Genomic DNA, 25,410 nt, shown 5'->3' on the forward strand with positions numbered 1-25,410 from the left:
CAGGGGATGTGACCGGAGGGTCTGACGGCTTTGCCGTCTCTTTACAACGGGTTCTGCTGCTGCCTCGTCTCTCCTCTCGATCCGCAACCCAGCCCGCAGAGCAAGAACGCGGGCGAACCGACGAAAGAGAGCGATTCATGCGCCGAACCATCCTCAGCGCCATGGCACTCGCGTGCACCGCCGTACTCGCGGCCACTGCGCCCGCGTTCGCCGACGAGGGCCCGTCACCGGCTCCGAGCGTCACAGAGACCACCCCCCAGGGCCCGTCCCCGGCTCCCACCGACGCACCGAGCAAGGCACCGGCCAAGGCACCGGCCAAGGCACCGGCCTCGGCACCGAGCGAGGTCCCCGTCGTACCGAGCGGAGCGCCCGACACTGGTGCGGAGCCGGAGTCGGAGCAGTCCGCAACCGGGGGCGGGGTGATCGGCGGGAGTGCTCTCGCGGTGTTCGCCGTCGGCGGCGCGGCGGTCTATCTCGTACGTCGCCGGCGGGCGACCGGGGCATGACCTTGCCCTCCAGGCGCGCGTTCGCCACTGCGGCGATGGCCTCGCTGCTCGTGAGCTGCGGCGGACACGGAGCCGGCCAGGACACGGACACGGCCGAACGCCCCCGGAGCACGCCACCGCCTTCGCGGCCCTCGGCGGAGACGGGCGGTCCGGCGGAGGCCCTCAAGCGTTCGGTCCCGGTGGGCATACGGATCCCGGCCATCGGAGTCGACACCCCGGTCATGCAGCTGGGGCTGGCCGCCGACGGCACGGTGGAGGTGCCGCCGATCGCGGCGGACGACCGTGCGGGCTGGTACCGGCACTCCCCGACTCCGGGTCAGACCGGCCCGTCGGTGATCCTCGGCCATGTCACGGTCGGCGCTTACGGGGAAGGGGTCTTCCGTCACCTCGCGCGGCTGCGGCGGGGCGAGCGGATCGTGGCGCGCCTGGAGAACGGCAAGGCGGCGGTGTTCACCGTCAGCACTGTGCGGACGGTCGCCCAGGCGGATTTCCCGACGGACGAGGTCTACGGGAACGTGGGCCGTCCGGAGCTGCGGCTCATCACGTGCGGCGGCCCCCACACCAGTGACGGATACCGCGACAGCGTAATCGTCTTCGCCGCACTGAGCTCGGCGAGCCCCTGACCCGCCATCCGGATCCCGGGCCGACGGACCGTACGCCGACGGCCCGGGTTCCTTCCCCACGAGTGCCCTCACGACCATGGAGAGCGTTGAAACGGTCCCGCGAGGAGGCAGCGTCCGAGCTGTTCGCCGCCCTCTACCCGAGCCTCGCCGGCTGGTGCCGCCGTCTGGTCGACGACGACGAGACGGCCCATGAGATCGCCGCGGAGGCGTTCACCCGGCTCTGGGCCCGCTGGACATCCGTGGCGAAGCCCCGCGGCTTCCTCTACGTCACCGCGGCCAACCTCGTCCGGGACCACTGGCGCAAGCTGGAACGCGAACGCAGAGCCGTACACCGTGCCACCACCGAGGCCGCAGTCCGTCCGCAGACCGAACAGGCCGACCCGTCGGTACGCCTGCTCGTGCAGTCGCTCCCCGAACGGCTGCGCGTCCCGATCCTGCTGCACTACTACGCTGACATGCCGATCCGGGAGGTGTCCCTGCTGACCGGACGCAAGGAGGGAACGATCAAGGCCGACCTCCACGCGGCCCGCGAACTGCTCCGCGCCCACCTGAGGAGAAGTCTTGATCACACACTCTGACGACGGTCCGGACTTCGACCCCGACGACCCCCTCACCGTCATCCTGCGGCCCACCTCCGACTACCTCGGCCCACCCCCCGGCCAGTACGAAGCGATCCGCCACGGTGCGGCCCGCCGCCGACGTCGCCGCGCCGCGATCGGGGTCGGCCTGTCGTGCGCCGTCGCCGCCCTCATCGCGCTGCCGCTCCACCTGGCGACGCCCGAGACACCCGCGCCCCCGACGGCCCCTCTCACCCCGCCGCCCGCGAGCAGTCCATCAGCTCCGAGCGGTCCATCGGCCGCGCCCACCCCGTCGGCACCCGAGCCCGTCAGTCCCCGCCCCTCCGAGAGGAGCCCGGCCGACAACCCCGGCATCCCGCCCAGCCCGGCCGCCTCCACCCCCAGCGCGCCGTCGATGGCACCGACCTCGCAGCCCTCCGGTCCACCTGCGCTTCAGGACGGGGCCGACGCCGCACCCGAAAGCGGCACCCGGCCGTAGGACACGACCTGTGCTGCGGCCTGCCCACCGGGGGCGCTGCGGCGTGGTGGTGCGGAGGCCAGCCCGGTCATTCGGGCGGCAGTGTCGCGGTGTACGTCCGCGCCGTCTTGATCCAGTGGTCCAGTGCGGTGCCGTCGAGGGTCTCCCCGGCGGCGCGCACCCAGCCGCGCATCGTCCGCGTGCCCATCACGGCGGGACGCACGCCCGGGCGGGCGAGTGCGTCCTTCGTGCCTTCGGGGCCGACCCGTACCAGCAGATCGTCGCCGCTCACCGCGACCGCGAGGTTCCCGTGAACGAGAAAGGACAGCCCGCCGAACATCTTCCTCTCGGCGACGGCCTCGCCGCCCAGCCGCTCACGCACTCGCTCCGCCAGCGTGTCGTCGTATGCCATGCACAGCAGCCTACGACTCCGCTCAGGGGTTGGGCCTGCGGACGACTCCCTCCGTGATCCGGCCCCCCGTCAACGGAATCTCCAGCTGCTGCTCCATGCGCGTCAGCTCCAGCTCCGCAGGGCGGTCGACGAGAACGAGTCCGTTGTGGTCGATGTGCACGGGCCCGTAGTCATGGAACGCGTCCTCGGGCGTGTGCGTGAGTCAGGTGGCCGGGATCGAGCCGACGAGGCCGCCGTCCACGATCAGGTCCTGGCCCGTGATGTACGACGCGTCGTCCGAGGCAAGGAAGGCCACGGCTGCCGCGACCTCGTCGGAGTGTCCGAGGGCGCCGAGGGGTATCCCGGCGGAGACACGGGCCTCGGCCTCCGCGTCGGGGTGGACGTCCCGGTACATCGCCGTGTCGATATAGCCGGGGCTCACCGAGTTGACCCGGATGCCGCGCGGAGCGAGATCGGCCCCCAGGGTGCGGGCCAGGTTGTGTACGGCGGCCTTGCTGGCGGCGTAGAGGGAGGCGCCGGACATGCCGCGGTGCAGGGTCCAGGAGGCGTTGATGACGACGGAGCCGCCGTCCCGCAGCAGCGGCAGCGCCTTCTGGATGGTGAAGAAGACGCCCTTGAAGTTGACGTCGACCACGTGGTCGAAGTCCGCTTCGGTGATCTCGTTGCCGGGCTTGAAGGCCCCGACTCCGGCGTTGGCGAAGACCGCGTCGAGCCGGCCGCGCCAGGTCTCGATACGCCGCATCAGCTGGTCGAGGTCAGCAGGGGACGCCACGTCGGAGCGGACGGCGAGGATCCGATCCGGCTCGGCGCCGAGCTCGGCCACTGCGGCGGCGAGGCGCGTCTCGTGGCGGCCGGTGATGACGACGTACGCGCCCTCGTCGAGGAGCCTTCGGGCGGCGGAGAGACCCATTCCGCTGGTGCCGCCGGTGATCAGGACCGTCTTGTTCGTGAATCGCTTCATGGGAACGATCCTGGGGCGGTGCGCCCGGACGCGGCAGTGTCGGTCGAGCCTGGGTCTGCCACCACCAGCCTCTCAGGCCCCGACCGGCTCCGGCTCTGCCATCAGGTCGGTGAGCCGGGCCTCGGTTCCGGTTCCGGGCGCGGGCGTGTGCAGCAGGAGGCGGTGTCCCGGCAGGTCGGGCAGCGGCAGGCTGGTGTACTCGAAGACCAGGTCACCGGCCTCGGGGTGGTTGATCGCCTTCTTGTCCTGCCAGGCGCCCCCGATCGGATGTTCCGCCCAGATCTCGGCGAACGCGGGGCTCACGGCGCACATGTCGGCGGCGAGCCGGCCGAACTCCGGGTCGTCCGGATAGCGTGCGGCATCCGCCCTGAACTTCCCGACGATCCCCCGTGCCGCGTCCGCCCAGTGGAGCACGGCCGCCTGGTAGCGCGCGCTGGTGAAGAAGGTCACCAGGCAGTTGTGGTCTCCCGACCCGTAGCCGAACACCCGCCGGGCGGCGGTGTTGAGCGCGACCAGGTTCCAGTGCTGGTCGATGACGTAGGCCGGCTTGGGCAGCCAGCCGTCGACGATCCGGCGCAGCTCCGGGGAGATCCTGCGTTCGGCGGGCTGTGCCTGCGGCGGGTTGAGCCCGGCGAGGAGGTAGAGGTGCTCGCGTTCGTCCCCGTCCAGGCGCAGGACGCGGGCGATGGCCTCGAGGACGTCGGCGGACACGTTGATCTCCCGCCCCTGTTCCAGCCAGGTGTACCAGGACACGCCCACCCCGGCGAGTACCGCGACCTCCTCGCGGCGCAGGCCGGGAGCGCGCCTGCTGCTGCCTCCGGAGGGCATGCCGATGTCTTCGGGGGTCAGCCGGGACCGGCGCGAGCGCAGGAATTCACGGATCTCGGAGCTGCGACGCTGCCGGGCCTCGGCGGGAAGCCGGGTGATGTCCATGACCGCAGGATAAGTGGCCTGCTTACACGCCCGGGTACGAACAGCAGGGCCAAAGATCGCGGCCCCCTGGCCGCATACGGGAATCCGCCGCGTTCGGCTCACTGCGGCGGACTGGCGTCCTCCGCCGCCACCGCAGGTCGCAGCGGGGTGGTGGTGTGGAGGGCGACGTGCATGGTGTCGCGTACGGCGCGGGAGTACGGGCAGCGCTGGTGGGCGTCGTGGGTCAGCCGCTCGGCCGTCTCCTGGTCCAGCGCGGGGAGCACGACGTGGACTTCGGCGGTGAGGAGGAAGCCGTCCGGGTCCTTGCCGAGGGCGACACGGGCCGTGACGGTGTCGCCCCGGAGCCGAATGCGGCCCTGGCGCGCGGCCAGGCGCAGGGCGCTGTGGAAGCAGGCCGCATAGCCTGCGGCGAACAGCTGCTCGGGGTTGGTCGCCCCGCCCGCGCCGCCGAGTTCGGCGGGGGCCGCCAGCGGGAGGTCCAGCATGCCGTCCAAGGAGCGGACGGTGCCGTCGCGTCCGTCTCCGGCGGAGACGGCTTCGGTGGTGTAGAGGGTCTGCACGGTCATTGCCAGGCTCCGCTTCCGGTGGTGGTTCAGGAGGAGTGGTCGGGAGGAGTGGTCAGGAGCTGCGGTCAGGCGGCGCGGGAGGTGTGGCCGGCCTCGGCCCGGCGGAACCAGTCCGTCGTGGTGCGCAGCGCCTCGGCCATCGGGGTGGCGTGCAGGCCGAAGGTCTGGGTGAAGGCGCTGTCGTCCATCACGAACGGTTCGGTGTGCCAGTAGAAGAGCTCGGCGTACTCGGCCATGAACGCCGCGTCGAAGGGCCCGTACGGCACGGGCTCCGGGACCACGTGGGTGTGCACGGGGCGGCCGGTCAGTTCGGCGATCAGCCCGTGCACCTGCCGGGTGGTCAGGGCCGGGGCCACCGGCAGGTGCCACAGCCTGCCCCAGGCCTCCGGGCGCTCCCCGAGCGTGGCCAGGCCGGTCGCGACGTCCGGGAGGTAGCTGTAGCTGTGCGGCAGGTCGGGGTCGCCGAAGGCGGGCACCGGCTCACCGCGCAGTGCGTTCGGGAAGGTGGTGGCGCCCAGGGATGACACGAACGTCCAGGGGCCGAAGAAGTCCGCGGCCATGCCGAGCGCCACGCGTACGTCCCCCCGCTGGTGGGCGGCCAGGTAGCGCTCGGTGAGCTCGGCCCGGATGCGGCCCTTGCCGGAGGTCGCGGCGAACGGCGTCTGCTCGGTCATGGGCACGCCGCCGGTCGGCCCGTAGAGGCTGAGGGTGTCGACGACGACGAGCGGCGTCCCGGTGGGGCCGAGGGCCGTCAGCAGGGACTGCTGGATCAGCGGCAGTACCTGCACCTGCTGCTCGTAGGGCACATGCGTGCAGTTGTAGACGGCGGCCGCGCCGTCGGTGACCTGGCGCAGCTGGTGCGGGTCGGTGACGTCGGCGGTGACGAGGGTGGCGCCGGACGGCAGGTCGGCGCGGCCGGAACGGTTGACGCTGCGGACCTGGTGGCCTCGGGAGAGCAGCTCCCCGGCGAGGGTGCGCCCGGCCGGGCCGGTGCCGAGGACGACGTGCGGTCGCTGGTCGCTCATGGTGGGCTCCTTCGCTGTGGTCACCGACCGTGTGCGACTGCGGCCACGGGGTGGCCGTAGTCGCACACGAAGGTGAGTTTTCATCTATCGCTTAAGTTATACCCTCTAACTTGAGATAGAGTAAGACACGCAAGTGTGAGAGCTGTCAAGCGGCAGCGTTCCAGGGCCCCTTGCCAGAAGGAGCAGGTTCGCCATGGCAGACCAAGCGGGCACCCCGCGCGCCCGATACCGGGAGCACAACCGCGCGGAGATCAAACGCATCGCCTTGGAGCAGCTCGCCGAGCGGGGGCCCTCCGCGCTCTCGCTCTCCGCGATCGCCAAGCGGATGGGCTTCTCCGGCCCCGCCCTCTACCGGTACTTCGCGAGCCGCGACGAGCTGCTGACGGAGCTGATCACCGCCGCGTACGGGGACCTGGCGGGGCGGATCACCGAGACCGCGGACGCCGTCCTGTGGTGCGCCCCACGCGAACGGCTGCGGATCCTCGCCGACGCCTTCCGGCAGTGGGCGGTCGCCGAGCCGCACCGCTACCAACTGCTGGCCGGGACGCCCGTGCCCGGCTATTCGGCGCCGCCGCACACCGTGGCAGCGGCGCGGGAGGTGCTGGGGCCGTTCCTCGCCGTCTTCCACCGGCTCCAGCAGGACGGCCCCAGCCCTCGGTACGAGGGGCCGGACCGCCAGTTCCAGCAGTGGATCGGCGCGGACCGGGCCGCCCGCGACTGGGTACGGCACCGCACGACGACGGCCGGCGGAGGCGGCAGCGGCAACAGCGGCGGCGAGGGCGGCGACGGCGAGCCGGACCCCGCACGGCAGGCGGCGGCGCTGCGGGCCACCGTCACCGCGTGGACCAGGATGCACGGCCTGGTGAGCCTGGAACTCCAGGGCAGTTTCCATGGCATGTCCTTCGACCCGGCTTTGCTCTACGCAGCCGAGATCGACGCCCTGGCCGACCAGGCGTAACCCGTCCGGGCGGGCGCACGCACGCGCCCCCCGGTGCCCCGCTGGAGGGGCGCCCGGGGGGCGCGTCGTCGAAGAGCCTGCCGGGATCAGCCCGCGGCGGGGCCCTCGGCCGGGGAAGGAGCTGCCGGGGACGCGGCGTCGGACGCGGCGTTCGACGCGGCGCCCGAGGCCGCGGTGCTGCCCTCGGCGGACTGCTTCACCTGCGGGGGCTTGCGCAGCGACAGGTGGAGCTCCCGGAGACGCGACTCGTCGACCTCCGACGGCGCGCCCATCAGCAAGTCCTGCGCGTTGCCGTTGAGCGGGAAGGCGATCGTCTCGCGGATGTTCGGCTCGTCCGCGAGCAGCATGACGATGCGGTCGACGCCCGGGGCGATGCCGCCGTGCGGCGGGGCGCCGAAGCGGAATGCGCGGAGCATGCCGCCGAATTCGCGCTCGACCTCGTCGTGCGTGTAGCCCGCGATGCCGAACGCCTCGAACATGATCTCCGGTTCGTGGTTCCGGATGGCTCCCGAGGAGAGCTCGACGCCATTGCACACGATGTCGTACTGCCAGGCCAGGACGTCCAGCGGGTCCTTGGTGCGGAGTGCTTCGAGACCGCCCTGCGGCATCGAGAACGGGTTGTGGGAGAACTCGATCTTCCCCGTCTCCTCGTCCTTCTCGAACATCGGGAAGTCCACGATCCAGCAGAAGCGGAAGACGTCGTCCACGAAGTGCCCGGTCCGGCGGGCCGCCTCGACACGCACCGCACTCATGATCTTGGAGACCTCGTCGAACTCACCCGCGCCGAAGAACACCGAGGTGCCCGGCTTGGCGTTCAGCGCCGAGAGCAGCGCGGAGACGTCCGCCTCGCTGAGGAACTTGGCGATGGGGCCGGTCAGCTTCGCGTCGTCGCCGACCCGCACCCAGGCGAGGCCCTTCGCGCCGTGCTCCTGCGCGAACTCACCCATCTGGTCGAAGAACTTGCGCGACTGGCCGGCGGTGTCCGGCACCGCCAGGGCGCGTACGTGCTTGTCCGCGAACGCCTTGAAGCCACTGCCCGCGAAGATCTGCGAGACGTCGACGAGCTCCAGCTCGGCGCGCAGATCCGGCTTGTCGGTGCCGTACTTGACGATCGCCTCGCGGAAGGGGATGCGCGGGAAGGGCGAGGTGACGTGACGGCCGCGGCCGAACTCCTCGAAGACGTCGTTCATCACCTTCTCGATGACCTGGAAGACGTCCTCCTGCTCGACGAAGCTCATTTCGACATCGAGCTGGTAGAACTCGCCGGGCGAGCGGTCCGCCCGCGCGTCCTCGTCGCGGAAGCAGGGGGCGATCTGGAAGTAGCGGTCGAAGCCCGCGATCATCAGCAGCTGCTTGAACTGCTGCGGCGCCTGCGGCAGCGCGTAGAAGCGGCCGGCGTGCAGCCGGGAGGGCACCAGGAAGTCGCGGGCGCCCTCCGGCGAGGTGGCGGAGAGGATCGGCGTCGCCATCTCGTTGAAACCGAGGCCGGTCATCCGGCGGCGGAGCGAGGAGATCACCGAGGAGCGCAGCATGATGTTGCGGTGCATGCGCTCGCGGCGCAGGTCGAGGAAGCGGTATTCGAGGCGCCGCTCCTCGTTCACGCCGTCGTCCGCGTTGATCGTGAACGGGATCTGCTCGGCGGCGCCGAGCACCTCGACCTCGCCGACCTCGATCTCGATGTCGCCGGTGGGCAGCTCCGGGTTGACGTTCGAAGCGCCGCGAGCGACGACCTGGCCGTCGATCCGGACGACGCTCTCCTTGGACAGCGCGGTCAGCCGCTCGTTCACCGCGGTCTGCTCGGGCCGGATGACGAGCTGCACGATGCCGTGGTGGTCGCGCAGATCGATGAAGAGGATGCCGCCCAGGTTCCGACGATTGTGCAGCCAGCCGCTCAGCCGGACGTCGCGGCCGACGTCGCTGGCACGAAGCTCGCCGCAGGTGTGGGACCGGTACCGATGCATCATTCATCCAAGTCGTCGGGCGCGGGGTCTCGGGTGGGGCCGCCGGGGGGCGGTCCGGAGTTCCTCAGGTTACCGTCCCCGCCCGCACTCACTCGCCTGGATAACGGCAGCCCTCCCCCCGGGGGACAGGGACGGCCACCACGCGCGCGGCTCCGCAGCCGTACGCGGGCGGGTGTGCCCACGGCGGCAGGCATCCCTCAATAGATGGTTAAAGTAGGGCAATGCACACGGAGGAGGTACTGGCGGCCGTGGGCACCGGCCTCTGGCAGTGGGAGAACGCGACCGGCACGGTGACCCTCGACAAGGGCGCGGCCCATCTGCTGAGTGTGCCCTGGGAGCCACGCGGCAGAGGCACGGACACAGGCACGGACACAGGCACGGACACCGTCGCCGTCAGCGAGGCCACGGTCCGCTCCCGGGTCCATGTCGTCGACTTCGTGGAGCTCCAGGGCGTCGTCACCCGCGCCGTCGCGGAACGCAGCCTGGCTGAGGCGGTGGTGCGCGTCGTCACCGACGACGGCTCGGTCGTACGGACGGTACGACTGCGGCTTCGTCCCCTCTCCGGCCGTCCGGACCGGGGGCCGGGCCGGGACGCCGCCGCCACGGCCCCCGGCGCCGCGTCAGGAGCAGGGGCCGCCGCGCACGACCCGCTGCTGACCGGCACCCGCGAGGCGCCGCACTTCCATCTGATCGGCGTGATCTCCGAGGTGCCGCATCCGCCGCCCGGCGCGCAGGACACCCAGCACCCGCAGGACAGCCAGAGCGTCCAGGGTCTCCACGCGGGCGGTGAGCAGCGGCCCCAGAACGCCCACGACACCGCCGCGCGCGCGGTCCACCCCGGCTGGGCCGGCGTCTCGGGCGACCGGCGGCGCTCCCGCGAGGCGTTCCTGCTGGACGCCGGGCGCGCACTGGCCGAGGCCCAGTCCACCGCCGAGGTGCTGCGGGTGGCGGCGGCGCTGGCCATGCCCGGTTTCACCCCCGCCGGGCTCGCCGTGTTCGGCGTGGACGGCGACCGGCTCACCGTCATCGGCCACCACGGATACGCTCCCGGCGACGAGGTCCCCTTCCGGGACATGTCACTGGATACGCACTATCCGGCCGCGCAGGTGGTGCGCACGGGCCGAGCCGTCTATCTGCCCGCACCGGACGACTACCGCCGCCGCTTCCCCAGCACCTGGCCGCTCATCGCGGGCTTCGAACGCCACTCCTGGGCATATCTTCCGCTGACCGTCGCGGGCCGCACCATCGGCGCCTGGATGGCGTCCTTCTCCTACCCCGTCTCCTTCACTCCGGACGAGCGCTCGGTGCTCTCCACCGTCGCCCGGATGCTGGCCCAGGCGCTCTCCCGCGCGTATCTGCACGAGACGGAGCGGGAGCTGACCGACGGCCTCCAGCAGTCCATGCTGCCCGCCCGCAACCCCGGCATCGAAGGCATGGAGGTCGCCGCCCGCTATGTGCCGACCGGCGGCGGACTCCAGATCGGCGGCGACTGGTACGACGTGATCCCGCTGCCCTCCGGCCGTTCGGCGGTCATCATCGGCGATGTGCAGGGGCATGACGTAAGGGCCGCCGGGATCATGTCGCAGCTGCGGATCGCGCTGCGCGCGTACGCGACGGAAGGGCACCATCCGGACGGGGTGCTCTCCCGCGCCTCCCTCTTCCTGGACGGCCTGAACGCCGAAGTGGCGGAGGGCGACGCACGCTTCGCCACCTGCCTCTACATGGAGGCCGATCCGCACACCGGCGTCCTGGACATCGCCCGCGCCGGACACCCCGACCTGGCCGTCCGGATGCCCGACGGCACCACGCTCGTCCGCCAGACGGACGGCGGTATGCCGCTCGGCGTCGATCCGGACGCGGACTACCCCACCAGCAGGCTGGTGCTCCAGCCCGGCGAGACGATGCTGCTCTGCACGGACGGCCTGATCGAGACCGGCGGGCACGACCTGGACACCGGCTGGGCCCGGCTGCGCGACGTCTGCGCGGCACACCCCGCCCCGGCGGAGGACACAGCGGAGTACGGCGAGGGCGGCCCGCCGGAGGGGGACGGCACCCCTCTCCACGCGTACGGGCTGGAGGCCCTGGCCGACGCTCTGGTCCAAGCCGTGCACGGGCCGCCCTCGCACCACCGGAGGGGACCGCTGGTCGACCGCCGCGAGGACGACATCGCGCTGCTGCTGCTCCGCCGTCTGCCCGGCGCGGGCGCCGGGGGAGCGGCGGGCGAGCCGCGAGCCCCCGTCCGCCGTACGGTCCTGGCCATCGCGCAGGCCGAGCCCCACCGCATCGCGGAGGGACGCCACCAGCTGAAGACCCTGCTGCACGACTGGCAGGACGCCGACCAGGCGGACGGCGCAGTGCTCATACTGTCCGAGATGCTGACGAACGTCCTGATGCACACGGACGGCGACGCCCTGATGGTCGTCGAGATCAACGGCGGGCCGGGCCCCCGGATGCTCCGGGTCGAGGTCCGCGACAACAGCGATGAGCTGCCGCACCGGCGCAGCCCGGGAGAGCTGGCGTCCTCGGGACGCGGGCTGCTGCTGCTGGAATCACTCGCGGAGATGTGGGGGGTGGACCCGCAGGGCGACGGCAAATGCATCTGGTTCGAGATACGGGAGTCCACCAATAACACCGGGCGGCGGAACGGAGACTCGCCGGACGGCGGCGGCCCCGAGGAGGAAGGGCCGCCGCTCGTGGACGTGCCCGCGCCGGGCGGCTGAGGAAGAGGCGCCGGAGCGCGGCATCCCGCCGGGGGGATGGGGGCGCCGCGCTCCGGCTGAGGGCGGGTAGGAGGGGGGATCCCACCCGCCCGGTCAGGGGGCTTTTCCGGGCCCGCTCGCTCGGCCCTTGTTGTCCGGGCCCGCGAGGGGCCCGCCGCTACTCCCGCGTCGCGGGAATTCGCCCGAGACGGCCGGCCTGGAAGTCCTCGAAGGCCTGGGCCAGCTCTGCATGGCTGTTCATGACGAACGGTCCGTGGTGTGCCATTGGTTCCCGGATGGGCCGGCCGCCCAGCAGCATGACGTCGAGTCCCTGCGTGTGCGCGTCCTGTGAGACGTCCGCCCGGAGTGTGAGGGTGTCCCCGGTGCCGAACACCGCGGTCTGGCCCAGAACGGCGGGGCGGCGGTCCGTACCGGCGGTGCCCCGTCCGGACAACACGTAGGCGAGGGCATTGTAGTCCTTGCGCCACGGGAGGGTGATCTCCGCGCCGGGTGAGAGCGAGGCATGGACCATGGTCATCGGCGTGTGGGTGACGCCGGGCCCCTGGTGGCCGTCCAGGTCGCCGGCGATCAGCCGCAGCAGCGCGCCGCCGTCCGGGGTGGTGAGCAGTCTTACCTGGCCGCCGGCGATGTCCTGGTAGCGCGGTGCGGTCATCTTGTCCTTGGCCGGGAGGTTCACCCACAGCTGGACGCCGTGGAAGAGGCCGCCGCTGACCACCAACTCCTCCGGCGGCGCCTCTATGTGGAGCAGGCCGGAACCGGCGGTCATCCACTGGGTGTCACCGTCGTTGAGGACACCGCCGCCGCCCTCGGAGTCCTGGTGGACGAAGCTGCCGTCCATCAGATAGGTGACGGTCTCGAAGCCGCGGTGCGGATGCCACGGGGTGCCCTTCGGCTCGCCGGGCGCGTACTCCACCTCGCCCATCTGATCCATCATGATGAACGGGTCCAGATGCCGGTAGTCGATCCCCGCGAGGGTCCGGCGGACCGGGAACCCCTCACCCTCGAAACCGGTGGGCGCGGTGCTCACCGCGAGCACCGGGCGCTGAACGGCGGTCTCGGGAGCAGGCGCCGCCACGCGGGGGAGCGTGAGCGGATTCTCCACGGTGATCGCAGGCATGTAGAACCTCCTCGTGAGGAGATCAGGCTAGTTCAATGTTGAACGGGATGCCACGACGCCTTGAACGGGCCGGGCCGCGGCCCGGCGGCGCGGGGGGCCGATGTGACGCGGCGGCGAGACGTGGTGACCGTGGCGGATACCGGTGCCGCCAGCGGGAGGGGCGGCAACGGGAGGGGCGGCGGAGGCGCCGGTGAATGTGATACTGAACACACCGAATTGCCGCGGCGGCCTCCCCGCCCGGCCACGAGCAGGCCCGACCGGGCCTCCCTGCCGGACCGGCGTCAGCCGTACATGCGGCGCATCGCGAAGTCGACCATCTCCTCGACCGCCTTCGCGTCGAACACCACCCGGTGGTCGCCCTCCATGTCGAGCACGAAGCCGTACCCGGAGGGCAGCAGGTCCAGCACCTCGGCTCCGGTGATCACGAAGTACTTGGACTCCTTGCCCGCGTAGCGCCGCAGCTCCTTGAGCGAGGTGAACATCGGGATGACCGGCTGCTGGGTGTTGTGCAGCGCCAGGAAGCCAGGGGTGTCGCCGCGCGGGCAGTAGACCCGCGAGCCGGAGAAGATCCCCTGGAAGTCCTCGCCCCCCATGGTGCCGGTGGTGAAGCCGCGCACGGCCTCCGCGAGGGACGGCGGCGACGGCTCCGGGTAGAGCGGCTGCTGTCCGTACGGAGGAGGCTGCGGCTGTTGCTGCTGTTGTTGCTGCTGCTGGCCCGCGTACTGCTGGTGGGCGTACTGCTGCCCGGCGTGCGGCTGCCCGTTGTGCGGATGGCCCTGCCCGGTGGGCGCGCTCTGGTCGTAGCCGTACATGCGGGCAAGAGTAACGAGTCACACATGGGTGGTGAGGGGTTGCTTCTTATTACCGACGGGTAGCATCATGATTGAATACTTGCCGGTACGAACGAGTCATTACGGAGCCGTCGCCATGGGGCACTACAAGTCGAATCTCCGCGACATCGAGTTCAACCTCTTCGAGGTGCTCGGGCGCGACACCGTGTACGGCACCGGACCGTTCGCGGAGATGGACGTCGATACCGCCCGCAGCGTCCTCTCGGAGATCGCTCGGCTCGCCGAGAACGAACTGGCCGCCTCCTACGAGGACGGCGACCGCAACCCGCCGGTCTTCGACCCGGAGACGAACACCGCGCCCGTCCCCGCCTCCTTCAAGAAGAGCTACCAGGCGTACATGGACGCCGAGTGGTGGCGGCTGGGCGTCCCGGAGGCGATCGGCGGCACCACGGCGCCGCGCTCGCTCCTGTGGGGTTTCGCAGAGGCGATCCTCGGCGCCAACCCGGCCGTGTGGATGTACGCCTCCGGCCCTGCCTTCGCCGGCGTGCTCTACGACGAGGCGACCGAGGAGCAGCGCAGGATCGCCCAGCTGATGACGGAGAAGCAGTGGGGCTCCACCATGGTGCTGACCGAGCCGGACGCCGGTTCGGACGTCGGCGCGGGCCGCAGCCGCGCCGTCCAGCAGGACGACGGCTCCTGGCACATCGAGGGCGTCAAGCGCTTCATCACCTCCGGCGAGCACGACCTCTCGGAGAACATCGTCCACTTCGTGCTCGCCCGCCCCGAGGGCCACGGCCCGGGCACCAAGGGCCTGAGCCTCTTCATCGTGCCGAAGTACGACTTCGACTGGGAGACCGGCGAGCTCGGTGAGCGCAACGGCGCCTATGCCACCAACGTCGAGCACAAGATGGGCCTGAAGGTCTCCAACACCTGCGAGATGACCTTCGGCGCAGACGCCGACCGGCCCGCGAAGGGCTGGCTGCTGGGCGAGAAGCATGACGGCATCCGCCAGATGTTCAAGATCATCGAGTTCGCCCGGATGATGGTCGGCACGAAGGCGATCGCCACCCTCTCCACCGGCTACCTGAGCGCTCTCGAATACGCGAAGGACCGCGTGCAGGGCGCCGACCTGGCGGAGTTCACCGACAAGTCCGCGCCGCGCGTCCCCATCACCCACCACCCCGACGTGCGCCGCTCACTGCTCACGCAGAAGGCGTACGCCGAGGGCATGCGCGCCCTCGTCCTCTACACCGCGAGCGTGCAGGACGAGATCCTGGTCAAGGAGCACGCGGGCGAGGACAACTCGGCGGAGCAGCGCCTCAACGACCTGCTGCTGCCGATCGTGAAGGGCTACGGCTCGGAGAAGTCCTACGAGCAGCTGGCCCAGTCCCTCCAGACCTTCGGCGGCTCCGGCTATCTGCAGGAGTACCCGGTCGAGCAGTACATCCGGGACTCCAAGATCGACACGCTCTACGAGGGCACCACCGCGATCCAGGGCCAGGACTTCTTCTTCCGCAAGGTCGTACGCGACCAGGGCCAGGCGCTCACCTCGCTGTCCGAGGAGATCAAGAAGTTCCTGGCCGAAGCGGCGGGCGGCGAGGCCCTCGCCGACTCCCGCGACCAGCTCGCGCGGGCCGCCGCCGATCTGGAGGCGATCGTCGGCGCGATGCTGACCGACCTGGCCGCCACGGAGAAGGACGTCAAGTCCATCTACAAGGTCGGGCTGAACACCACCCGCTTCCTGATGGCCTCCGGTGACGTCGTCATCGGCTACCTGCTGCTGCGCGGCGCGGCCGTCGCGGCGGGCAAGCTGGCGGGCGCGTCCGCGAAGGACCGGCCGTTCTACGAGGGCAAGATCGCCGCGGCGAAGTTCTTCGCGGCGAACGTGCTGCCGGGCCTGGCCGTCCAGCGCGGCATGGCCGAGGCGGTCGACCTCTCGGTGATGGAGCTGGACGAGTCGGCCTTCTGAGCGGGGCGGGCGCAGCCGCCCGCACACGCACCGACAGCCCGACGGCCCCGCCCCCGGTCGGGGGGAGCGGGGCCGTCGGGGTTTGACCTCCGGTCGGCCCCCGGAGGACGTGCCGCCACCTCACGATGCCGTAGGCGGTGCGGTCCACCGGAGCGGGATCCGGGTACGCACGTCTCCCGCTGTCACAGCCCGAGGGACCCCGAGCCGCAGTGGGGCGAAGGCCTGCGGCGAGCGCGTTCGTATGCTGGACCGATGAGCCACACCAACCGCTTCGCCGGCGGACACACCGACGACCTGATGTCCTTCCTCGCCGACTCCCCCACCCCGTACCACGCGGTGGCCAGTGCCGCGAGGATGCTGGAGAAGGCCGGTTTCCGGCGCGTCGAGGAGACCGACGCCTGGGACGCGGCGGCAGGCGGCAGGTACCTGCTGCGCGGCGGAGCGCTGGTGGCCTGGTACGTCCCCGAGGGTGCGGAGCCCGCCACGCCGTACCGCATCGTGGGAGCCCACACCGACTCCCCCAACCTGCGCGTCAAGCCCCTCCCCGACACCGGGGCAGGCGGCTGGCGGCAGATCGCCGTCGAGATCTACGGCGGCACGCTGCTGAACACCTGGCTCGACCGGGACCTCGGAGTCGCCGGACGGCTCTCCCTGCGGGACGGCACGACCCGGCTGGTCAGCGTGGACCGGCCGCTGCTGCGCGTACCCCAGCTGGCGATCCACCTGGACCGGCAGGTCAACGACGGTCTGAAGCTGGACCGGCAGCAGCACATGACCCCCATCTGGGGGCTCGGCACCCCGGCCGAGGGCGACCTCATCCGCTTCCTGATCGCGGAGGGCGGGCTCGGCACGACGGGCGGGATCGACGCGCAGGGCGGCATCTCCTACGAGGACGTCACCGGCTGGGACTTGATGGTGCACAGCGTCGAACCCCCCGCCTACCTGGGCCGGGAGCGCGAACTGATGGCCGGGCCCCGGCTGGACAACCTGGTCTCCGTACACGCCGGAGCGGCGGCCCTGGTCGCCGCCTCCGAGGACCGGGAGCTGCGCCACATCCCCGTACTCGCCGCGTTCGACCACGAGGAGAACGGCAGCCAGTCCGACACCGGCGCGGACGGCCCGCTGCTGGGCAGCGTGCTGGAGCGCTCCGTCTTCGCACGGGGCGGCGGCTACGAGGACCGGGCACGGGCGTACGCGGGCACCGTCTGCCTCTCCTCCGACACCGGCCACGCCGTGCACCCCAACTACACCGAGCGCCACGACCCCGGCCACCGCCCGATGCCGAACGGCGGCCCCATCCTCAAGCTCAACGTCAACCAGCGCTACGCCACCGACGGCACGGGCCGCTCCATCTTCGCCGCGGCCTGCGAGAAGGCGGAGGTGCCGTGGCAGCACTTCGTCTCCAACAACGGCATCCCGTGCGGCACCACGATCGGCCCCATCACCGCCGCCCGGCACGGCATCACGACGGTCGACATCGGCATCGCGATCCTCTCCATGCACTCGGCCCGCGAACTGTGCGGATCCGCCGACCCCCACCTCCTGGCCAGCGCCCTGACGGCGTTCCTGACGGACTGACGGGTCGACTGGCCGACTGGCCGACTGGCCGCCACCTGCCCACAGCCCGGCCGCCGACTGAACCACCGTCGGCGGCCGGACGGCTGATTGCGTGTCATCGAGCGGGGTACCCGGGAGGCACACGCCCCGTAAGCAACCGAACGGAGGTAGCTTCCATGGGCATCATCATCTGCATCGGGATGCTCGCAGTCGGTGCGATTCTCAGTCTGGCGGTCGACGTGGAAACCAGCGGCGTCAACCTGGACGTGGCAGGGCTGATCCTGATGGCGGTCGGCCTGCTCGGCCTCTCCGCCTACGTCAGCATCTTCAAGCGGCGCCAGATGCAGCCGCCGAGCCCTGCCGCCCCGGTGGTCGAAGAGGCCAACCGGCACCACTGGGAGTGAGCCCAGGCCCTCGCGCCGGGCGGCATGTCCAGCGCGGGGGGCAGTGGCGGGCGGCCGTTCTTCACGCCGGCCGTCTCATACGCCCGGTCGTCCTCTTACGCCCGGTCGTCCATGCCCGCCAGGACCAGAGGGAGGCGGGTTCTTCCCGAGGGAGTGATACGGAGCGGGAAGCCCCAGTCCTGCTGGTGCATGTGGCAGGCCGGGTAGGGGTTCGCCGGGTCGTCGTCGCAGGAGGCGGCCGTCGCGGAGACGTGGAGTACGCCCTCCGTAGCGCCGTCCGCCAGCAGGAGCTCGCGGGTGAGGTCGGTGCCGGAGCCCGCGCCGCCGGCGAGGAGTCCGGGCGGGGTGGCGCTGACGAGGAGCCGGGTGGAGGGGCCGTAGCGGGTGTCGAGCTTCTGCCCGGCCGGGGCCTGGAAGACCACGTCCAGCCGCAGCCGGCCGGGGGCGACCTCGGTGGCCGCCCGCTGCGTGCGGTGCGCCACCGGCTCGACCCGTACGGTCTCCTCCGGCAGCCGGAGCCGCGTCAGCCGGTGCCGCCCCGACTCGACGACCACCAGGTCGGAGCTCTCGGTGAGGACCGCCGCGGACGGCTCCCGCAGATCCGTGGCGAGGGTGCTCACCTCGCCGGTGGCGGGCGCGTAGCGGCGCAGCGCGTGGTTGTAGGTGTCCGCGATGGCCACCGAGCCGTCCGGCAGGGCGGTGACGCCCAACGGGTGCTGGAGCAGCGCCTGTCCGGCGGGGCCGTCGCGGTGGCCGAAGTCGAAGAGGCCGGTGCCGACGGCCGTGCGGACGGTGAACGTGGCGGCGTCACCGGCGCCGCCGCTGGTGCCGTCGCTGGTGCCGTCGCGTTCGATCCAGCGCAGGGCGGAGGTCTCGGAGTCGGCGATCCACAGCCGGTCCCCGGCCCCGCTCACCGCCAGCCCGGAGGGCTGGGCGAACCACGCCTCGGCGGCCGGGCCGTCCACCAGCCCTTCGTTGGTGGTACCCGCCGCGACCGCCACGGTGCCGTCGGCCGGGTCGTACGCCCACAGCTGGTGCACGCCGGCCATCGCGATCCACAGCTTGCCGGCGAACCATGCGACGTCCCAGGGCGAGGAGAGCGCCACCTCGCGCCCCGTGCCGCTCGTCGGCGCGCCCTGCCACCACTGCCTGCCTGTCCCGGCGAGGGTGCTGACCGCGCCGCTCGCCGGGTCGCAGACGCGCAGCGCGTGGTTCACCGTGTCGGCGACCACCACCGTGCCGTCCGGGAGCAGCGCGAGGCCCTGCGGTTCGCTGAAGCGGGCATGCTCGGGCGGCCCGTCGACGAACCCGCGCACGCCGGCACCGATGCGGCGTACGACGGTCTCGCCGTCGGCCGCCAGTTCGACCAGCTGGTGGCGGGTGGTGTCGGAGACCAGGTAGTGCCCGCTGTCGGGCAGCCGCAGCGCCTTGCCGGGAAAGCGCAGGTCGCCGGGGGCGGGCTCCGGCGGTACGTACGGGCCGTCGCCGCGTCGCAGCGTGCCCTTCGCCGCGTGTTCGGCCTCCAGCTCCGCGACCAGGGTCTCGATCGCGTGCGCGTGGCCCTCGCCCGCGTGCTGCGCGACGACGTACCCCTCGGGGTCGATCACGACGAGGGTCGGCCAGGCGCGTACGGCGTACTGCTTCCAGGTCGCCAGCTCCGGATCGTCCAGCACGGGATGGTGCACGCCATAGCGCTCGACCGCGTCCACGACGGCCTGCGGCTCGGCCTCGTGTGCGAACTTCGGCGAGTGCACACCGATGATCACCATGGTGTCGCGGTGCTTCTCCTCCAGCTCGCGCAGCTCGTCGAGGACATGCAGGCAGTTGACGCAGCAGAAGGTCCAGAAGTCCAGGACGACGATCCGGCCTCGCAGCCCGGCGAGGGAGAGGTCCCTTCCACCGGTGTTCAGCCAGGCTCGTCCCCGCAGCTCAGGAGCGCGTACGCGCGGTCGCTTGCTCATGGCGTCAAGGGTGCCACTACACCCGGACGCTCCACGACGACGCCGGCCATACGCCGCAGCGGACTCGGGGCGGTTCAGTCCGCATCCGTGGCGTCAGGGTCGGCGACGAAAGTGCTCCGGCGGCCGTGCGACCGGCCCCGGAGCGTGGCCAACGCTTTGAGGAGCGTCGACGTGTCGAAGCTTATCCCTACTCGGCAACTGTCTGCTCCCACCCGCGGGCGCCCACCGTGCCGCCGTCAGTGATCCTGGGCTGCCGACGGAACGACCATGCGGAGCTGCGGATCCTGGTCATTCCGTCGGCTGATCGAGATTTGTCCCCGCCAGGCGCGTCCGGGTGCGGGACGGCACCGACGCGGACAGGGTGGCGAGGATGTCGCCGAGCGAGACTTCGGCGAGGCTGCGCCGCCACGCCTCGTGTGCTTCGGCCATCTTCACGGCGATGACGCAGGTGCGCCTGCACTCCTCGGGGGGCAGCGCGCCCTGCCCGTGCTGCCGGATCTCCCGGCACTCATAAGGCGAGGCAGCGCCGTCGACCGCCTCGACGATGTGCAGGAGCGTGATCTCCGAAGGCTGCCGCCCGAGCCGGAACCCGCCCCGCGGGCCCGTCGTCGCGACGAGCACTCCGGCCTTGACCAGCGTCTGCAGCTGCTTCGCGAGGTAAGCCGCAGGCAGGTCGTAGTACCGCGCAAGCTGTGCCGCCGACGCGGTGGCTCCCGCCTCGAGCTGCGCCAGCGTCGTGGCGCAGTGCAACAGCCATTCGGTGCTCACAGGCAGCTTCATGGCACGAGTCTATCCAAGCCTCGCTGGATCTAGGATATTGCGGATCTCTTTAGTCCGAGATAGCTTCCCAGCAGGGCAAGGGGGCACAGCCAAGCTGCCAAGCAGCCAAGAGAGATCAGGAGAGGTCACCATGCGGAACATGCGGATCGCGGTTGCCGGAGCAACGGGGAACATAGGAGCACTCACCGTCGCCGCGCTGGAACGGGCCGGACACGACGTCGTGCGCATCAGTCGCTCGCTCGGCGTGGACCTGTCGACCGGTGAGGGCCTGGACGCCGCGCTGACCGGCGTCGAGGCCGTCATCGACACCACCAACTGCACGGCCACCGACCCGGTGGAGACGGTGGCGTACTTCGGCACCGCCACGCGGCACCTGCTCGCCGCCGAGGAGCGGGCGGGCGTCCGTCACCATGTGCTGCTCTCCATCGCCGGGGCCGGTCGCGTCGAGGGCAACGCGCACTACGTCGGCAAGCGGGAGCAGGAGCGACTCGTGGCCGCGGGCCCGGTGCCGTGGACGATCGTTCCGGCCACGCAGTTCCACGACTTCGGCGCGATGGTGGCGAGCTGGACCGAACAGGACGGCGTCGCCACGATCGCGCCGCTGCTGGTGCAGCCGATCGCACCCTCGGACGTGGCAGACGTCCTCGCCGAGCTCGCGACGGGCAAGCCGCAGGGCCGGTACGCCGATGTCGGCGGACCCGGGCCGCAGGACCTGGTGGACATGGCCCGGCGCACCCTTCAGGCGCGCGGCCAGGCGGTGAAGCTCGTACCGACATGGTCGGGGCTGTTCGGCCCAGAGATGGCCGGCGACGTGCTGCTGCCCGGCGAGGGCGCCCGCATCGCGCCGACAACCTTCGAGGAGTGGCTCACGGAGCAGCGGTAGGCCGCCGGATGCCTCGTCGCCTTACTGGCGGGCCGCGCGGTGAGGATCGGCCGGTCCGGGGGAAGGGCTGGCGCATGAGATATCTGGTGCGGGAACGCGTGTTCGGTGCGGGTGACGACTTCTGGGTGGAGGACGAGAACGGAGAGCGGGCCTTCCTCATCGACGGAAAGGCGCTGCGGCTCCGGGAGACGTTCGAGCTCAAGGACCGGGAGGGCAACATCCTCGCCGTCATCCGGAAGAAGGCCGTCAGCCTCCGCGACACGATGCGCGTCGAGCGGGACGGCGAGGTGATGGTGACCGTACGGGAGAAGCGCTTCACGCCGATGCGCACCGTCTACCGCGCCGAGTTGGCGACGGGCGAGGAGCTGGAGATCCGGGGCGACCTGATCGGCAAGGAGTACGACATCGAGTACCAGGGCGAGCGGCTGGCCCGCATCTCGCGCAAGTGGTTCCGGGTACAGGACACGTACGCCGTGCAGGTCGAGCGGGACGACTCCGATCCGGTGGTGCTGATCGCGGTGGCGGTGTGCGTCGACCGCCTGGTGGAACGGGCGGAGGAGGGCGACCGCGGGCACCAGCCCGGCTGAGCACCCCCAGCTGAGCTGCCGGCCAGCCCTCCCCTGCTGGGCCTGCACGGAGCTTCAGAGCACGCGGTCCTTCAGCACCGGGAAGGACTCCCGCACCTCCGCCACCTGCCCCAGATCGATCTCGGCGCTCACCACTCGCTCCTCCGCGTCCGGCGCCTCCGCGACCACCTCACCCCACGGGTCGATGACGGCGCTCCGCCCGGCCTGCGGCACGTCCGCGTGAGACCCGGCGGTGCAGCACGCCAGCATGTAGCACTGGCTCTCCACCGCACGCGCCCGCGCGAGCAGTGACCAGTGCTCCGCGCGCCGGGCGGGCCAGCCCGCCGGGACCACCAGCGCCTGTGCGCCCGCGTCGACAAGCGCGCGGAACAACTCCGGGAAGCGCAGGTCATAGCAGGTGGCCAGGCCCAGCTTGCCCGCCGGGAACGCGACGGTGGCAGGCTCCGTACCGGCCGACATCAGCGCCGCCTCGCCCCGGTCGAAGCCGAAGCGGTGGATCTTGCGGTAGAGGGCGGCGAGCGCGCCGTCGGGGGAGAAAACGAGCGAGGTGTTGAACAGCTCACCGCCCGGGGCCCGCTCGACGACGGAGCCCGCGTGCAGCCACACCCCGGCGTCACGCGCCGCCCCCGCCATGGCCGCCGTTGTCGGCCCGTCCGGGGCGACCGGCTCGGCCACCGCCGGGAAGTCGTCGAAGGCGAAGGCGCCGACCGTCCACAGCTCCGGCAGGACGACCAGATCCGCACCGGCCTGGTCGCGTACGAGCGAAGCCGCACGAGACCTGCGGGAATCCACCGGCTCGTCCTGGTCCACCCGCATCTGCAACAGCGTCACATTGATCAGCGAAGGGGCCGAAGAAGCGCGCACCGTACCACCGTCCATGCAGTCGAGGGGGCCGAAGGGGCATAGCATCGTCATCGAAAGCGCTGCCGAGGCACCCACGTGCAGCGTAACTTGAGAGCACCCGCCCGCGAACGACCGTACTGCCGAGGGGTCCCGTGTCCGACCACCCAAGCCTTCAGCCATACGCCGATGCCTGGACGCAGTCCATCGAAGCGATATCCGAGCTGGTCAAGCCGCTCGCCGAGGCCGAGTGGAACCGCGCGACGGACTGCCCCGGATGGTCGGTCCGGGATGTCGTCTCCCATGTCATCGGGATCGAGTGCGAGTTGCTGGGCGACCCACGCCCCATCCACACCCTCCCCCGCGACATCTACCACGTGGTGGACGAGACCAGCCGCCACATGGAGGTGCAGGTCGACGTCCGTCGGCACCACACCGGCCCCGAGATGACCGGCGAGCTGGAATACACGATCATCCGCCGCTCGCGCCAGCTGCGGAACGAGAAGCGCAAGCCGGACGCCGAAGTACGGCACGTGCTGCCCGGCCTCCCGCCGGTGACCCTGGAACGGCAACTCCTGCTGCGGGCCTTCGACGTGTGGGTCCACGAACAGGACATCCGGCGCGCACTGCGCCAGCCCGGCAACCTGGACTCGGCCGCCGCCCTGATCACCCGGGACGTACTGGTCGACGGACTGCCGCGAGTCGTCGCCAAGAAGGCGGGAGCACCGGCGGATTCCGCCGTGGTCATCGACGTGAGCGGCCCCGTCGAATTCATGCGGACGGTGCGCGTCGACAAGGACGGCAGGGGCTCGGTGAACGGCAGCCCGTCGCTCGGCCCGGCGGCGACGCTGTCGATGGGCTGGGAGACGTACGTACGGCTTGCGTGTGGGCGGGCGCGGGCGGAGGCGGTGGCGGGGGACGTCAAGGCCGAGGGGGACGCGGAGCTGGCGACGGCGATCCTGAACGCGTTTGCGGTGACGCCGTAGGCGTCTGGGCTGACGCCCACCCGCCCGCCCTTTTGGGGCACGGCCCCGGAGCCCCGAGCCGTCCCGGACCGGCCGGCGCCGGTGCCGCGCGCTCGCTCGCTGCCCTCTTCGGGCCCGAGCACCACGCCCTCGCTCGCTGCCCTCTTCGGGCCCGAGCACCACGCCTCGCTGGCGTGACCGACACCGCCGGGCTCCCCAGCGGGTACCGACCGCCGCCGCGGCGAAAGAGGCTGCTGCCGTACGCACCTCTGCACGCACGGACGCAGCGCCCGGCTGGCCGACAGTTGCTCACCGCCGTCGCGCGGCCTCCCGCCCACAACCGGCGACCGCCCCGACGGGCCCCCTCGCAGGGGCCGACCACCATCGCGGCGCACAGGGTTCGCGACCGTGCATACCCCGGCCCAACCCGGTACGGGCACCGCCGGACCACCCGGCGGGGGCTGAACGCCGTCGCGGCGGAGAGAAGGGGAGCGGCCCCCGGCAAGGGCGCAAGGACGCAACGGCGTCGCGGAGGAAAAGGGGTGGGTGGCCGCCCGCGGGAAGAGGGGCGGTCAGACGGGGACGTGGATTGCCTTGATGGGGCTGGTGGTGAGGGTGTCCGTTTCCCGGCGGTGGGCGCGGGTGCGGAGGCGGAGGATCTGGCTGATTCCGAACGCCTCGAGGACGAAGACCGAGGCGAAGGCGATCCGGTAGTTGTCGCCCGTCAGGTCCAGCAGGACGCCGATGGCGAGCAGCGTGGTCATGGAGGCGGTGAAGCCGCCCATGTTGACGATCCCGGAGGCCGTACCCTGCCGCTCCGGCGGGTTGGCCGGGCGGGCGAAGTCGAAGCCGATCATGGAGGCCGGGCCGCAGGCGCCGAGGACCACGCAGAGCATGACGAGCAGCCAGGACGGCGCCTGCCCCGGCCAGGACAGCACGGTGCCCCACATCAGGGCCGTGGCGGCGATGGTGCCCAGGACCAGCGGCATCCGCATCGAGTGCTGTCGTGCGATCAGCTGCCCGTAGGTGAGGCCGATCGCCATGTTGGCGAGCACGACGAGGGTGAGCAGCTCGCCCGCGTGGCTCCGGCTGAGGCCCTGCGCGTCCACCAGGAACGGCATGCCCCACAGCAGCAGGAAGACCATCGCCGGAAACTGCGTGGTGAAGTGCACCCACAACCCGAGCCGGGTGCCTGGCTCGCGCCAGGCGTCGGATATCTGGCGGCGCACGTAGTCGCGGCCCAGGTGCGCTGCGGGCTGCGGTTCGTGGCCCTTGGGGTGGTCCTTGAGGAAGAGCAGCACCAGCGCCAGTACGAGCACGCCGCCCACCGCGCTGCCCGCGAAGGTCGGTGTCCAGCCCAGTGAGTTGAGCACCCGGGCCAGCACCAGCGTGGTGACCAGGTTGCCCGCCATGCCGACCAGCCCGGCGAGCTGTGCGACCAGCGGGCCGCGCCGGGCCGGGAACCATCTGCCGCCCAGCCGCAGCACGCTGATGAACGTCATCGCGTCGCCGCAGCCGAGCAGTGCGCGGGAGGCCAGCGCCATGGAGTACGACTCGGACAGCGCGAAGCCGAACTGCCCGAGGGTGAAGAGCACGACGCCGAGGGTGAGGACCTTCTTGGTGCCCCAGCGGTCCACCAGCAGGCCGACGGGGATCTGCATCCCGGCGTAGACGAGCAGCTGCAGGAGGGAGAAGGTGGAGAGGGCGGAGGCGTTGACGTCGAAGCGCTCGGCGGCGTCGATTCCGGCGACGCCCAGGCTGGTGCGGTAGGTGACGGCGACGAAGTAGACCGCGACGCCGATGCCCCACATGGCGACGGCACGGCCGCCGCCGAGGGCGGACTCCCCGCCGGAGCT

At 71.5% G+C, this 25,410-nt stretch carries 25 protein-coding genes; 12 read left to right on the forward strand and 13 right to left on the reverse strand.

What is annotated here, in order from left to right; all coding sequences use genetic code 11:
* Positions 1-137: 137 nt before the first annotated feature.
* The 4 genes from LHJ74_RS03605 (at position 138) to LHJ74_RS03620 (ending at position 2,185) form a co-directional block, all read left to right on the forward strand.
* Positions 138-506: a Tat pathway signal sequence domain protein gene (locus LHJ74_RS03605; protein WP_260216017.1), complete on the forward strand. Its 369-nt coding sequence runs from the start codon at positions 138-140 to the stop codon at positions 504-506.
* Entirely contained in the window at positions 503-1,129 is a 627-nt protein-coding gene (locus LHJ74_RS03610; protein ID WP_260216018.1) for a class F sortase, read from the forward strand. Before LHJ74_RS03605 ends, LHJ74_RS03610 begins: the two co-directional genes overlap by 4 nt.
* Before the next feature lie 86 nt (positions 1,130-1,215).
* A complete protein-coding gene (locus LHJ74_RS03615; protein WP_260216019.1) occupies positions 1,216-1,707 on the forward strand; it encodes an RNA polymerase sigma factor in 492 nt (163 codons plus the stop codon).
* Entirely contained in the window at positions 1,691-2,185 is a 495-nt protein-coding gene (locus tag LHJ74_RS03620; protein WP_260216020.1) for a hypothetical protein, read from the forward strand. Before LHJ74_RS03615 ends, LHJ74_RS03620 begins: the two co-directional genes overlap by 17 nt.
* Before the next feature lie 67 nt (positions 2,186-2,252).
* On the opposite strand, the gene LHJ74_RS03625 is transcribed toward LHJ74_RS03620, so the two are convergent.
* From LHJ74_RS03625 to LHJ74_RS03650, 6 genes are all read right to left on the reverse strand, one after another.
* On the reverse strand, positions 2,253-2,576 hold the full coding sequence (locus tag LHJ74_RS03625; RefSeq protein WP_260216021.1) for a TfoX/Sxy family protein: 324 nt from the start codon (positions 2,574-2,576) through the stop codon (positions 2,253-2,255).
* 22 nt (positions 2,577-2,598) lie between these two features.
* Positions 2,599-2,736: a hypothetical protein gene (locus tag LHJ74_RS03630; RefSeq protein ID WP_260216022.1), complete on the reverse strand. Its 138-nt coding sequence runs from the start codon at positions 2,734-2,736 to the stop codon at positions 2,599-2,601.
* Positions 2,737-2,778: 42 nt separating this feature from the next.
* Positions 2,779-3,537 carry an SDR family NAD(P)-dependent oxidoreductase gene (locus LHJ74_RS03635; RefSeq protein WP_260216023.1) on the reverse strand — a complete coding sequence of 253 codons (759 nt, stop codon included), beginning with the start codon at positions 3,535-3,537 and terminating at the stop codon, positions 2,779-2,781.
* Between the two features lie 72 nt (positions 3,538-3,609).
* Positions 3,610-4,470 carry a helix-turn-helix transcriptional regulator gene (locus LHJ74_RS03640; RefSeq protein WP_260216024.1) on the reverse strand — a complete coding sequence of 287 codons (861 nt, stop codon included), beginning with the start codon at positions 4,468-4,470 and terminating at the stop codon, positions 3,610-3,612.
* Between the two features lie 98 nt (positions 4,471-4,568).
* A complete protein-coding gene (locus tag LHJ74_RS03645; protein ID WP_260216025.1) occupies positions 4,569-5,036 on the reverse strand; it encodes an organic hydroperoxide resistance protein in 468 nt (155 codons plus the stop codon).
* 65 nt (positions 5,037-5,101) lie between these two features.
* Positions 5,102-6,061, reverse strand: coding sequence for an NAD-dependent epimerase/dehydratase family protein (locus tag LHJ74_RS03650; RefSeq protein ID WP_260216026.1), 960 nt, complete (start codon positions 6,059-6,061; stop codon positions 5,102-5,104).
* A 193-nt stretch (positions 6,062-6,254) separates the two neighbouring features.
* Between LHJ74_RS03650 and LHJ74_RS03655 the strand changes: the two genes are divergently transcribed.
* Positions 6,255-7,019, forward strand: a complete 765-nt coding sequence (locus LHJ74_RS03655; RefSeq protein WP_260216027.1) for a TetR/AcrR family transcriptional regulator — start codon at positions 6,255-6,257, stop codon at positions 7,017-7,019.
* Between the two features lie 86 nt (positions 7,020-7,105).
* Here the strand turns inward: LHJ74_RS03655 and aspS are convergent, their stop codons facing one another.
* The gene (aspS, locus tag LHJ74_RS03660; protein WP_260216530.1) at positions 7,106-8,980 is read right to left on the reverse strand and encodes an aspartate--tRNA ligase; all 1,875 of its coding nucleotides are present in this window, start codon (positions 8,978-8,980) and stop codon (positions 7,106-7,108) included.
* A 221-nt stretch (positions 8,981-9,201) separates the two neighbouring features.
* Between aspS and LHJ74_RS03665 the strand changes: the two genes are divergently transcribed.
* On the forward strand, positions 9,202-11,700 hold the full coding sequence (locus LHJ74_RS03665; protein WP_260216028.1) for an ATP-binding SpoIIE family protein phosphatase: 2,499 nt from the start codon (positions 9,202-9,204) through the stop codon (positions 11,698-11,700).
* A 157-nt stretch (positions 11,701-11,857) separates the two neighbouring features.
* On the opposite strand, the gene LHJ74_RS03670 is transcribed toward LHJ74_RS03665, so the two are convergent.
* Together LHJ74_RS03670 and LHJ74_RS03675 are read right to left on the reverse strand one after the other, a co-directional pair.
* Positions 11,858-12,817: a pirin family protein gene (locus LHJ74_RS03670; protein ID WP_260216029.1), complete on the reverse strand. Its 960-nt coding sequence runs from the start codon at positions 12,815-12,817 to the stop codon at positions 11,858-11,860.
* A gap of 281 nt (positions 12,818-13,098) precedes the next feature.
* Complete coding sequence (locus LHJ74_RS03675) at positions 13,099-13,629, reverse strand: SseB family protein (protein WP_260216030.1); 531 nt, start codon at positions 13,627-13,629, stop codon at positions 13,099-13,101.
* A 115-nt stretch (positions 13,630-13,744) separates the two neighbouring features.
* On the opposite strand from LHJ74_RS03675, the gene LHJ74_RS03680 reads away from it, so the two are divergent.
* The 3 genes from LHJ74_RS03680 to LHJ74_RS03690 all read left to right on the forward strand — a co-directional run bounded on the left by LHJ74_RS03680 (position 13,745) and on the right by LHJ74_RS03690 (position 17,538).
* Entirely contained in the window at positions 13,745-15,577 is a 1,833-nt protein-coding gene (locus LHJ74_RS03680; RefSeq protein ID WP_260216531.1) for an acyl-CoA dehydrogenase, read from the forward strand.
* A 252-nt stretch (positions 15,578-15,829) separates the two neighbouring features.
* Complete coding sequence (locus LHJ74_RS03685; RefSeq protein ID WP_260216031.1) at positions 15,830-17,155, forward strand: M18 family aminopeptidase; 1,326 nt, start codon at positions 15,830-15,832, stop codon at positions 17,153-17,155.
* 155 nt (positions 17,156-17,310) lie between these two features.
* Complete coding sequence (locus LHJ74_RS03690; protein ID WP_260216032.1) at positions 17,311-17,538, forward strand: hypothetical protein; 228 nt, start codon at positions 17,311-17,313, stop codon at positions 17,536-17,538.
* A 95-nt stretch (positions 17,539-17,633) separates the two neighbouring features.
* Here the strand turns inward: LHJ74_RS03690 and LHJ74_RS03695 are convergent, their stop codons facing one another.
* Both LHJ74_RS03695 and LHJ74_RS03700 read right to left on the reverse strand, forming a co-directional pair.
* A complete protein-coding gene (locus LHJ74_RS03695; RefSeq protein ID WP_260216033.1) occupies positions 17,634-19,499 on the reverse strand; it encodes an NHL domain-containing thioredoxin family protein in 1,866 nt (621 codons plus the stop codon).
* Between the two features lie 288 nt (positions 19,500-19,787).
* Entirely contained in the window at positions 19,788-20,279 is a 492-nt protein-coding gene (locus tag LHJ74_RS03700) for an RrF2 family transcriptional regulator (RefSeq protein ID WP_260216034.1), read from the reverse strand.
* Positions 20,280-20,409: 130 nt separating this feature from the next.
* Between LHJ74_RS03700 and LHJ74_RS03705 the strand changes: the two genes are divergently transcribed.
* Together LHJ74_RS03705 and LHJ74_RS03710 are read left to right on the forward strand one after the other, a co-directional pair.
* The gene (locus LHJ74_RS03705) at positions 20,410-21,162 is read left to right on the forward strand and encodes an SDR family oxidoreductase (protein ID WP_260216035.1); all 753 of its coding nucleotides are present in this window, start codon (positions 20,410-20,412) and stop codon (positions 21,160-21,162) included.
* A gap of 74 nt (positions 21,163-21,236) precedes the next feature.
* Positions 21,237-21,749, forward strand: coding sequence for an LURP-one-related/scramblase family protein (locus LHJ74_RS03710; RefSeq protein WP_260216036.1), 513 nt, complete (start codon positions 21,237-21,239; stop codon positions 21,747-21,749).
* A 54-nt stretch (positions 21,750-21,803) separates the two neighbouring features.
* Here LHJ74_RS03710 and LHJ74_RS03715 read toward each other — a convergent pair whose 3' ends face one another.
* Complete coding sequence (locus tag LHJ74_RS03715; protein ID WP_260216532.1) at positions 21,804-22,586, reverse strand: carbon-nitrogen family hydrolase; 783 nt, start codon at positions 22,584-22,586, stop codon at positions 21,804-21,806.
* A gap of 158 nt (positions 22,587-22,744) precedes the next feature.
* Here LHJ74_RS03715 and LHJ74_RS03720 point away from each other — a divergent pair, with 158 nt between their 5' ends.
* Positions 22,745-23,575: a maleylpyruvate isomerase family mycothiol-dependent enzyme gene (locus LHJ74_RS03720; RefSeq protein ID WP_260216038.1), complete on the forward strand. Its 831-nt coding sequence runs from the start codon at positions 22,745-22,747 to the stop codon at positions 23,573-23,575.
* Positions 23,576-24,126: 551 nt separating this feature from the next.
* On the opposite strand, the gene LHJ74_RS03725 is transcribed toward LHJ74_RS03720, so the two are convergent.
* Positions 24,127-25,365 carry an MFS transporter gene (locus tag LHJ74_RS03725; RefSeq protein ID WP_260216533.1) on the reverse strand — a complete coding sequence of 413 codons (1,239 nt, stop codon included), beginning with the start codon at positions 25,363-25,365 and terminating at the stop codon, positions 24,127-24,129.
* Positions 25,366-25,410 lie beyond the last annotated feature (45 nt).

The sequence above is a fragment of the Streptomyces gossypii genome, assembly GCF_025165795.1.
GTDB lineage: Bacteria > Actinomycetota > Actinomycetes > Streptomycetales > Streptomycetaceae > Streptomyces > Streptomyces gossypii.

What these genes read in the sequence shown, in the direction of transcription:
- LHJ74_RS03710 (WP_260216036.1), top strand. Translation starts at nt 21,237, where the DNA reads ATGAGATATCTGGTGCGGGAACGCGTGTTCGGTGCGGGTGACGACTTC.
- LHJ74_RS03705 (WP_260216035.1), top strand. Translation starts at nt 20,410, where the DNA reads ATGCGGAACATGCGGATCGCGGTTGCCGGAGCAACGGGGAACATAGGA.
- LHJ74_RS03650 (WP_260216026.1), bottom strand. Translation starts at nt 6,061, where the DNA reads ATGAGCGACCAGCGACCGCACGTCGTCCTCGGCACCGGCCCGGCCGGG.
- LHJ74_RS03675 (WP_260216030.1), bottom strand. Translation starts at nt 13,629, where the DNA reads ATGTACGGCTACGACCAGAGCGCGCCCACCGGGCAGGGCCATCCGCAC.
- LHJ74_RS03670 (WP_260216029.1), bottom strand. Translation starts at nt 12,817, where the DNA reads ATGCCTGCGATCACCGTGGAGAATCCGCTCACGCTCCCCCGCGTGGCG.
- LHJ74_RS03665 (WP_260216028.1), top strand. Translation starts at nt 9,202, where the DNA reads ATGCACACGGAGGAGGTACTGGCGGCCGTGGGCACCGGCCTCTGGCAG.
- LHJ74_RS03725 (WP_260216533.1), bottom strand. Translation starts at nt 25,365, where the DNA reads ATGTGGGGCATCGGCGTCGCGGTCTACTTCGTCGCCGTCACCTACCGC.
- LHJ74_RS03640 (WP_260216024.1), bottom strand. Translation starts at nt 4,470, where the DNA reads ATGGACATCACCCGGCTTCCCGCCGAGGCCCGGCAGCGTCGCAGCTCC.
- LHJ74_RS03635 (WP_260216023.1), bottom strand. Translation starts at nt 3,537, where the DNA reads ATGAAGCGATTCACGAACAAGACGGTCCTGATCACCGGCGGCACCAGC.
- LHJ74_RS03655 (WP_260216027.1), top strand. Translation starts at nt 6,255, where the DNA reads ATGGCAGACCAAGCGGGCACCCCGCGCGCCCGATACCGGGAGCACAAC.
- aspS (WP_260216530.1), bottom strand. Translation starts at nt 8,980, where the DNA reads ATGCATCGGTACCGGTCCCACACCTGCGGCGAGCTTCGTGCCAGCGAC.
- LHJ74_RS03610 (WP_260216018.1), top strand. Translation starts at nt 503, where the DNA reads ATGACCTTGCCCTCCAGGCGCGCGTTCGCCACTGCGGCGATGGCCTCG.
- LHJ74_RS03690 (WP_260216032.1), top strand. Translation starts at nt 17,311, where the DNA reads ATGGGCATCATCATCTGCATCGGGATGCTCGCAGTCGGTGCGATTCTC.
- LHJ74_RS03680 (WP_260216531.1), top strand. Translation starts at nt 13,745, where the DNA reads ATGGGGCACTACAAGTCGAATCTCCGCGACATCGAGTTCAACCTCTTC.
- LHJ74_RS03625 (WP_260216021.1), bottom strand. Translation starts at nt 2,576, where the DNA reads ATGGCATACGACGACACGCTGGCGGAGCGAGTGCGTGAGCGGCTGGGC.
- LHJ74_RS03605 (WP_260216017.1), top strand. Translation starts at nt 138, where the DNA reads ATGCGCCGAACCATCCTCAGCGCCATGGCACTCGCGTGCACCGCCGTA.
- LHJ74_RS03700 (WP_260216034.1), bottom strand. Translation starts at nt 20,279, where the DNA reads ATGAAGCTGCCTGTGAGCACCGAATGGCTGTTGCACTGCGCCACGACG.
- LHJ74_RS03645 (WP_260216025.1), bottom strand. Translation starts at nt 5,036, where the DNA reads ATGACCGTGCAGACCCTCTACACCACCGAAGCCGTCTCCGCCGGAGAC.
- LHJ74_RS03695 (WP_260216033.1), bottom strand. Translation starts at nt 19,499, where the DNA reads ATGAGCAAGCGACCGCGCGTACGCGCTCCTGAGCTGCGGGGACGAGCC.
- LHJ74_RS03685 (WP_260216031.1), top strand. Translation starts at nt 15,830, where the DNA reads ATGAGCCACACCAACCGCTTCGCCGGCGGACACACCGACGACCTGATG.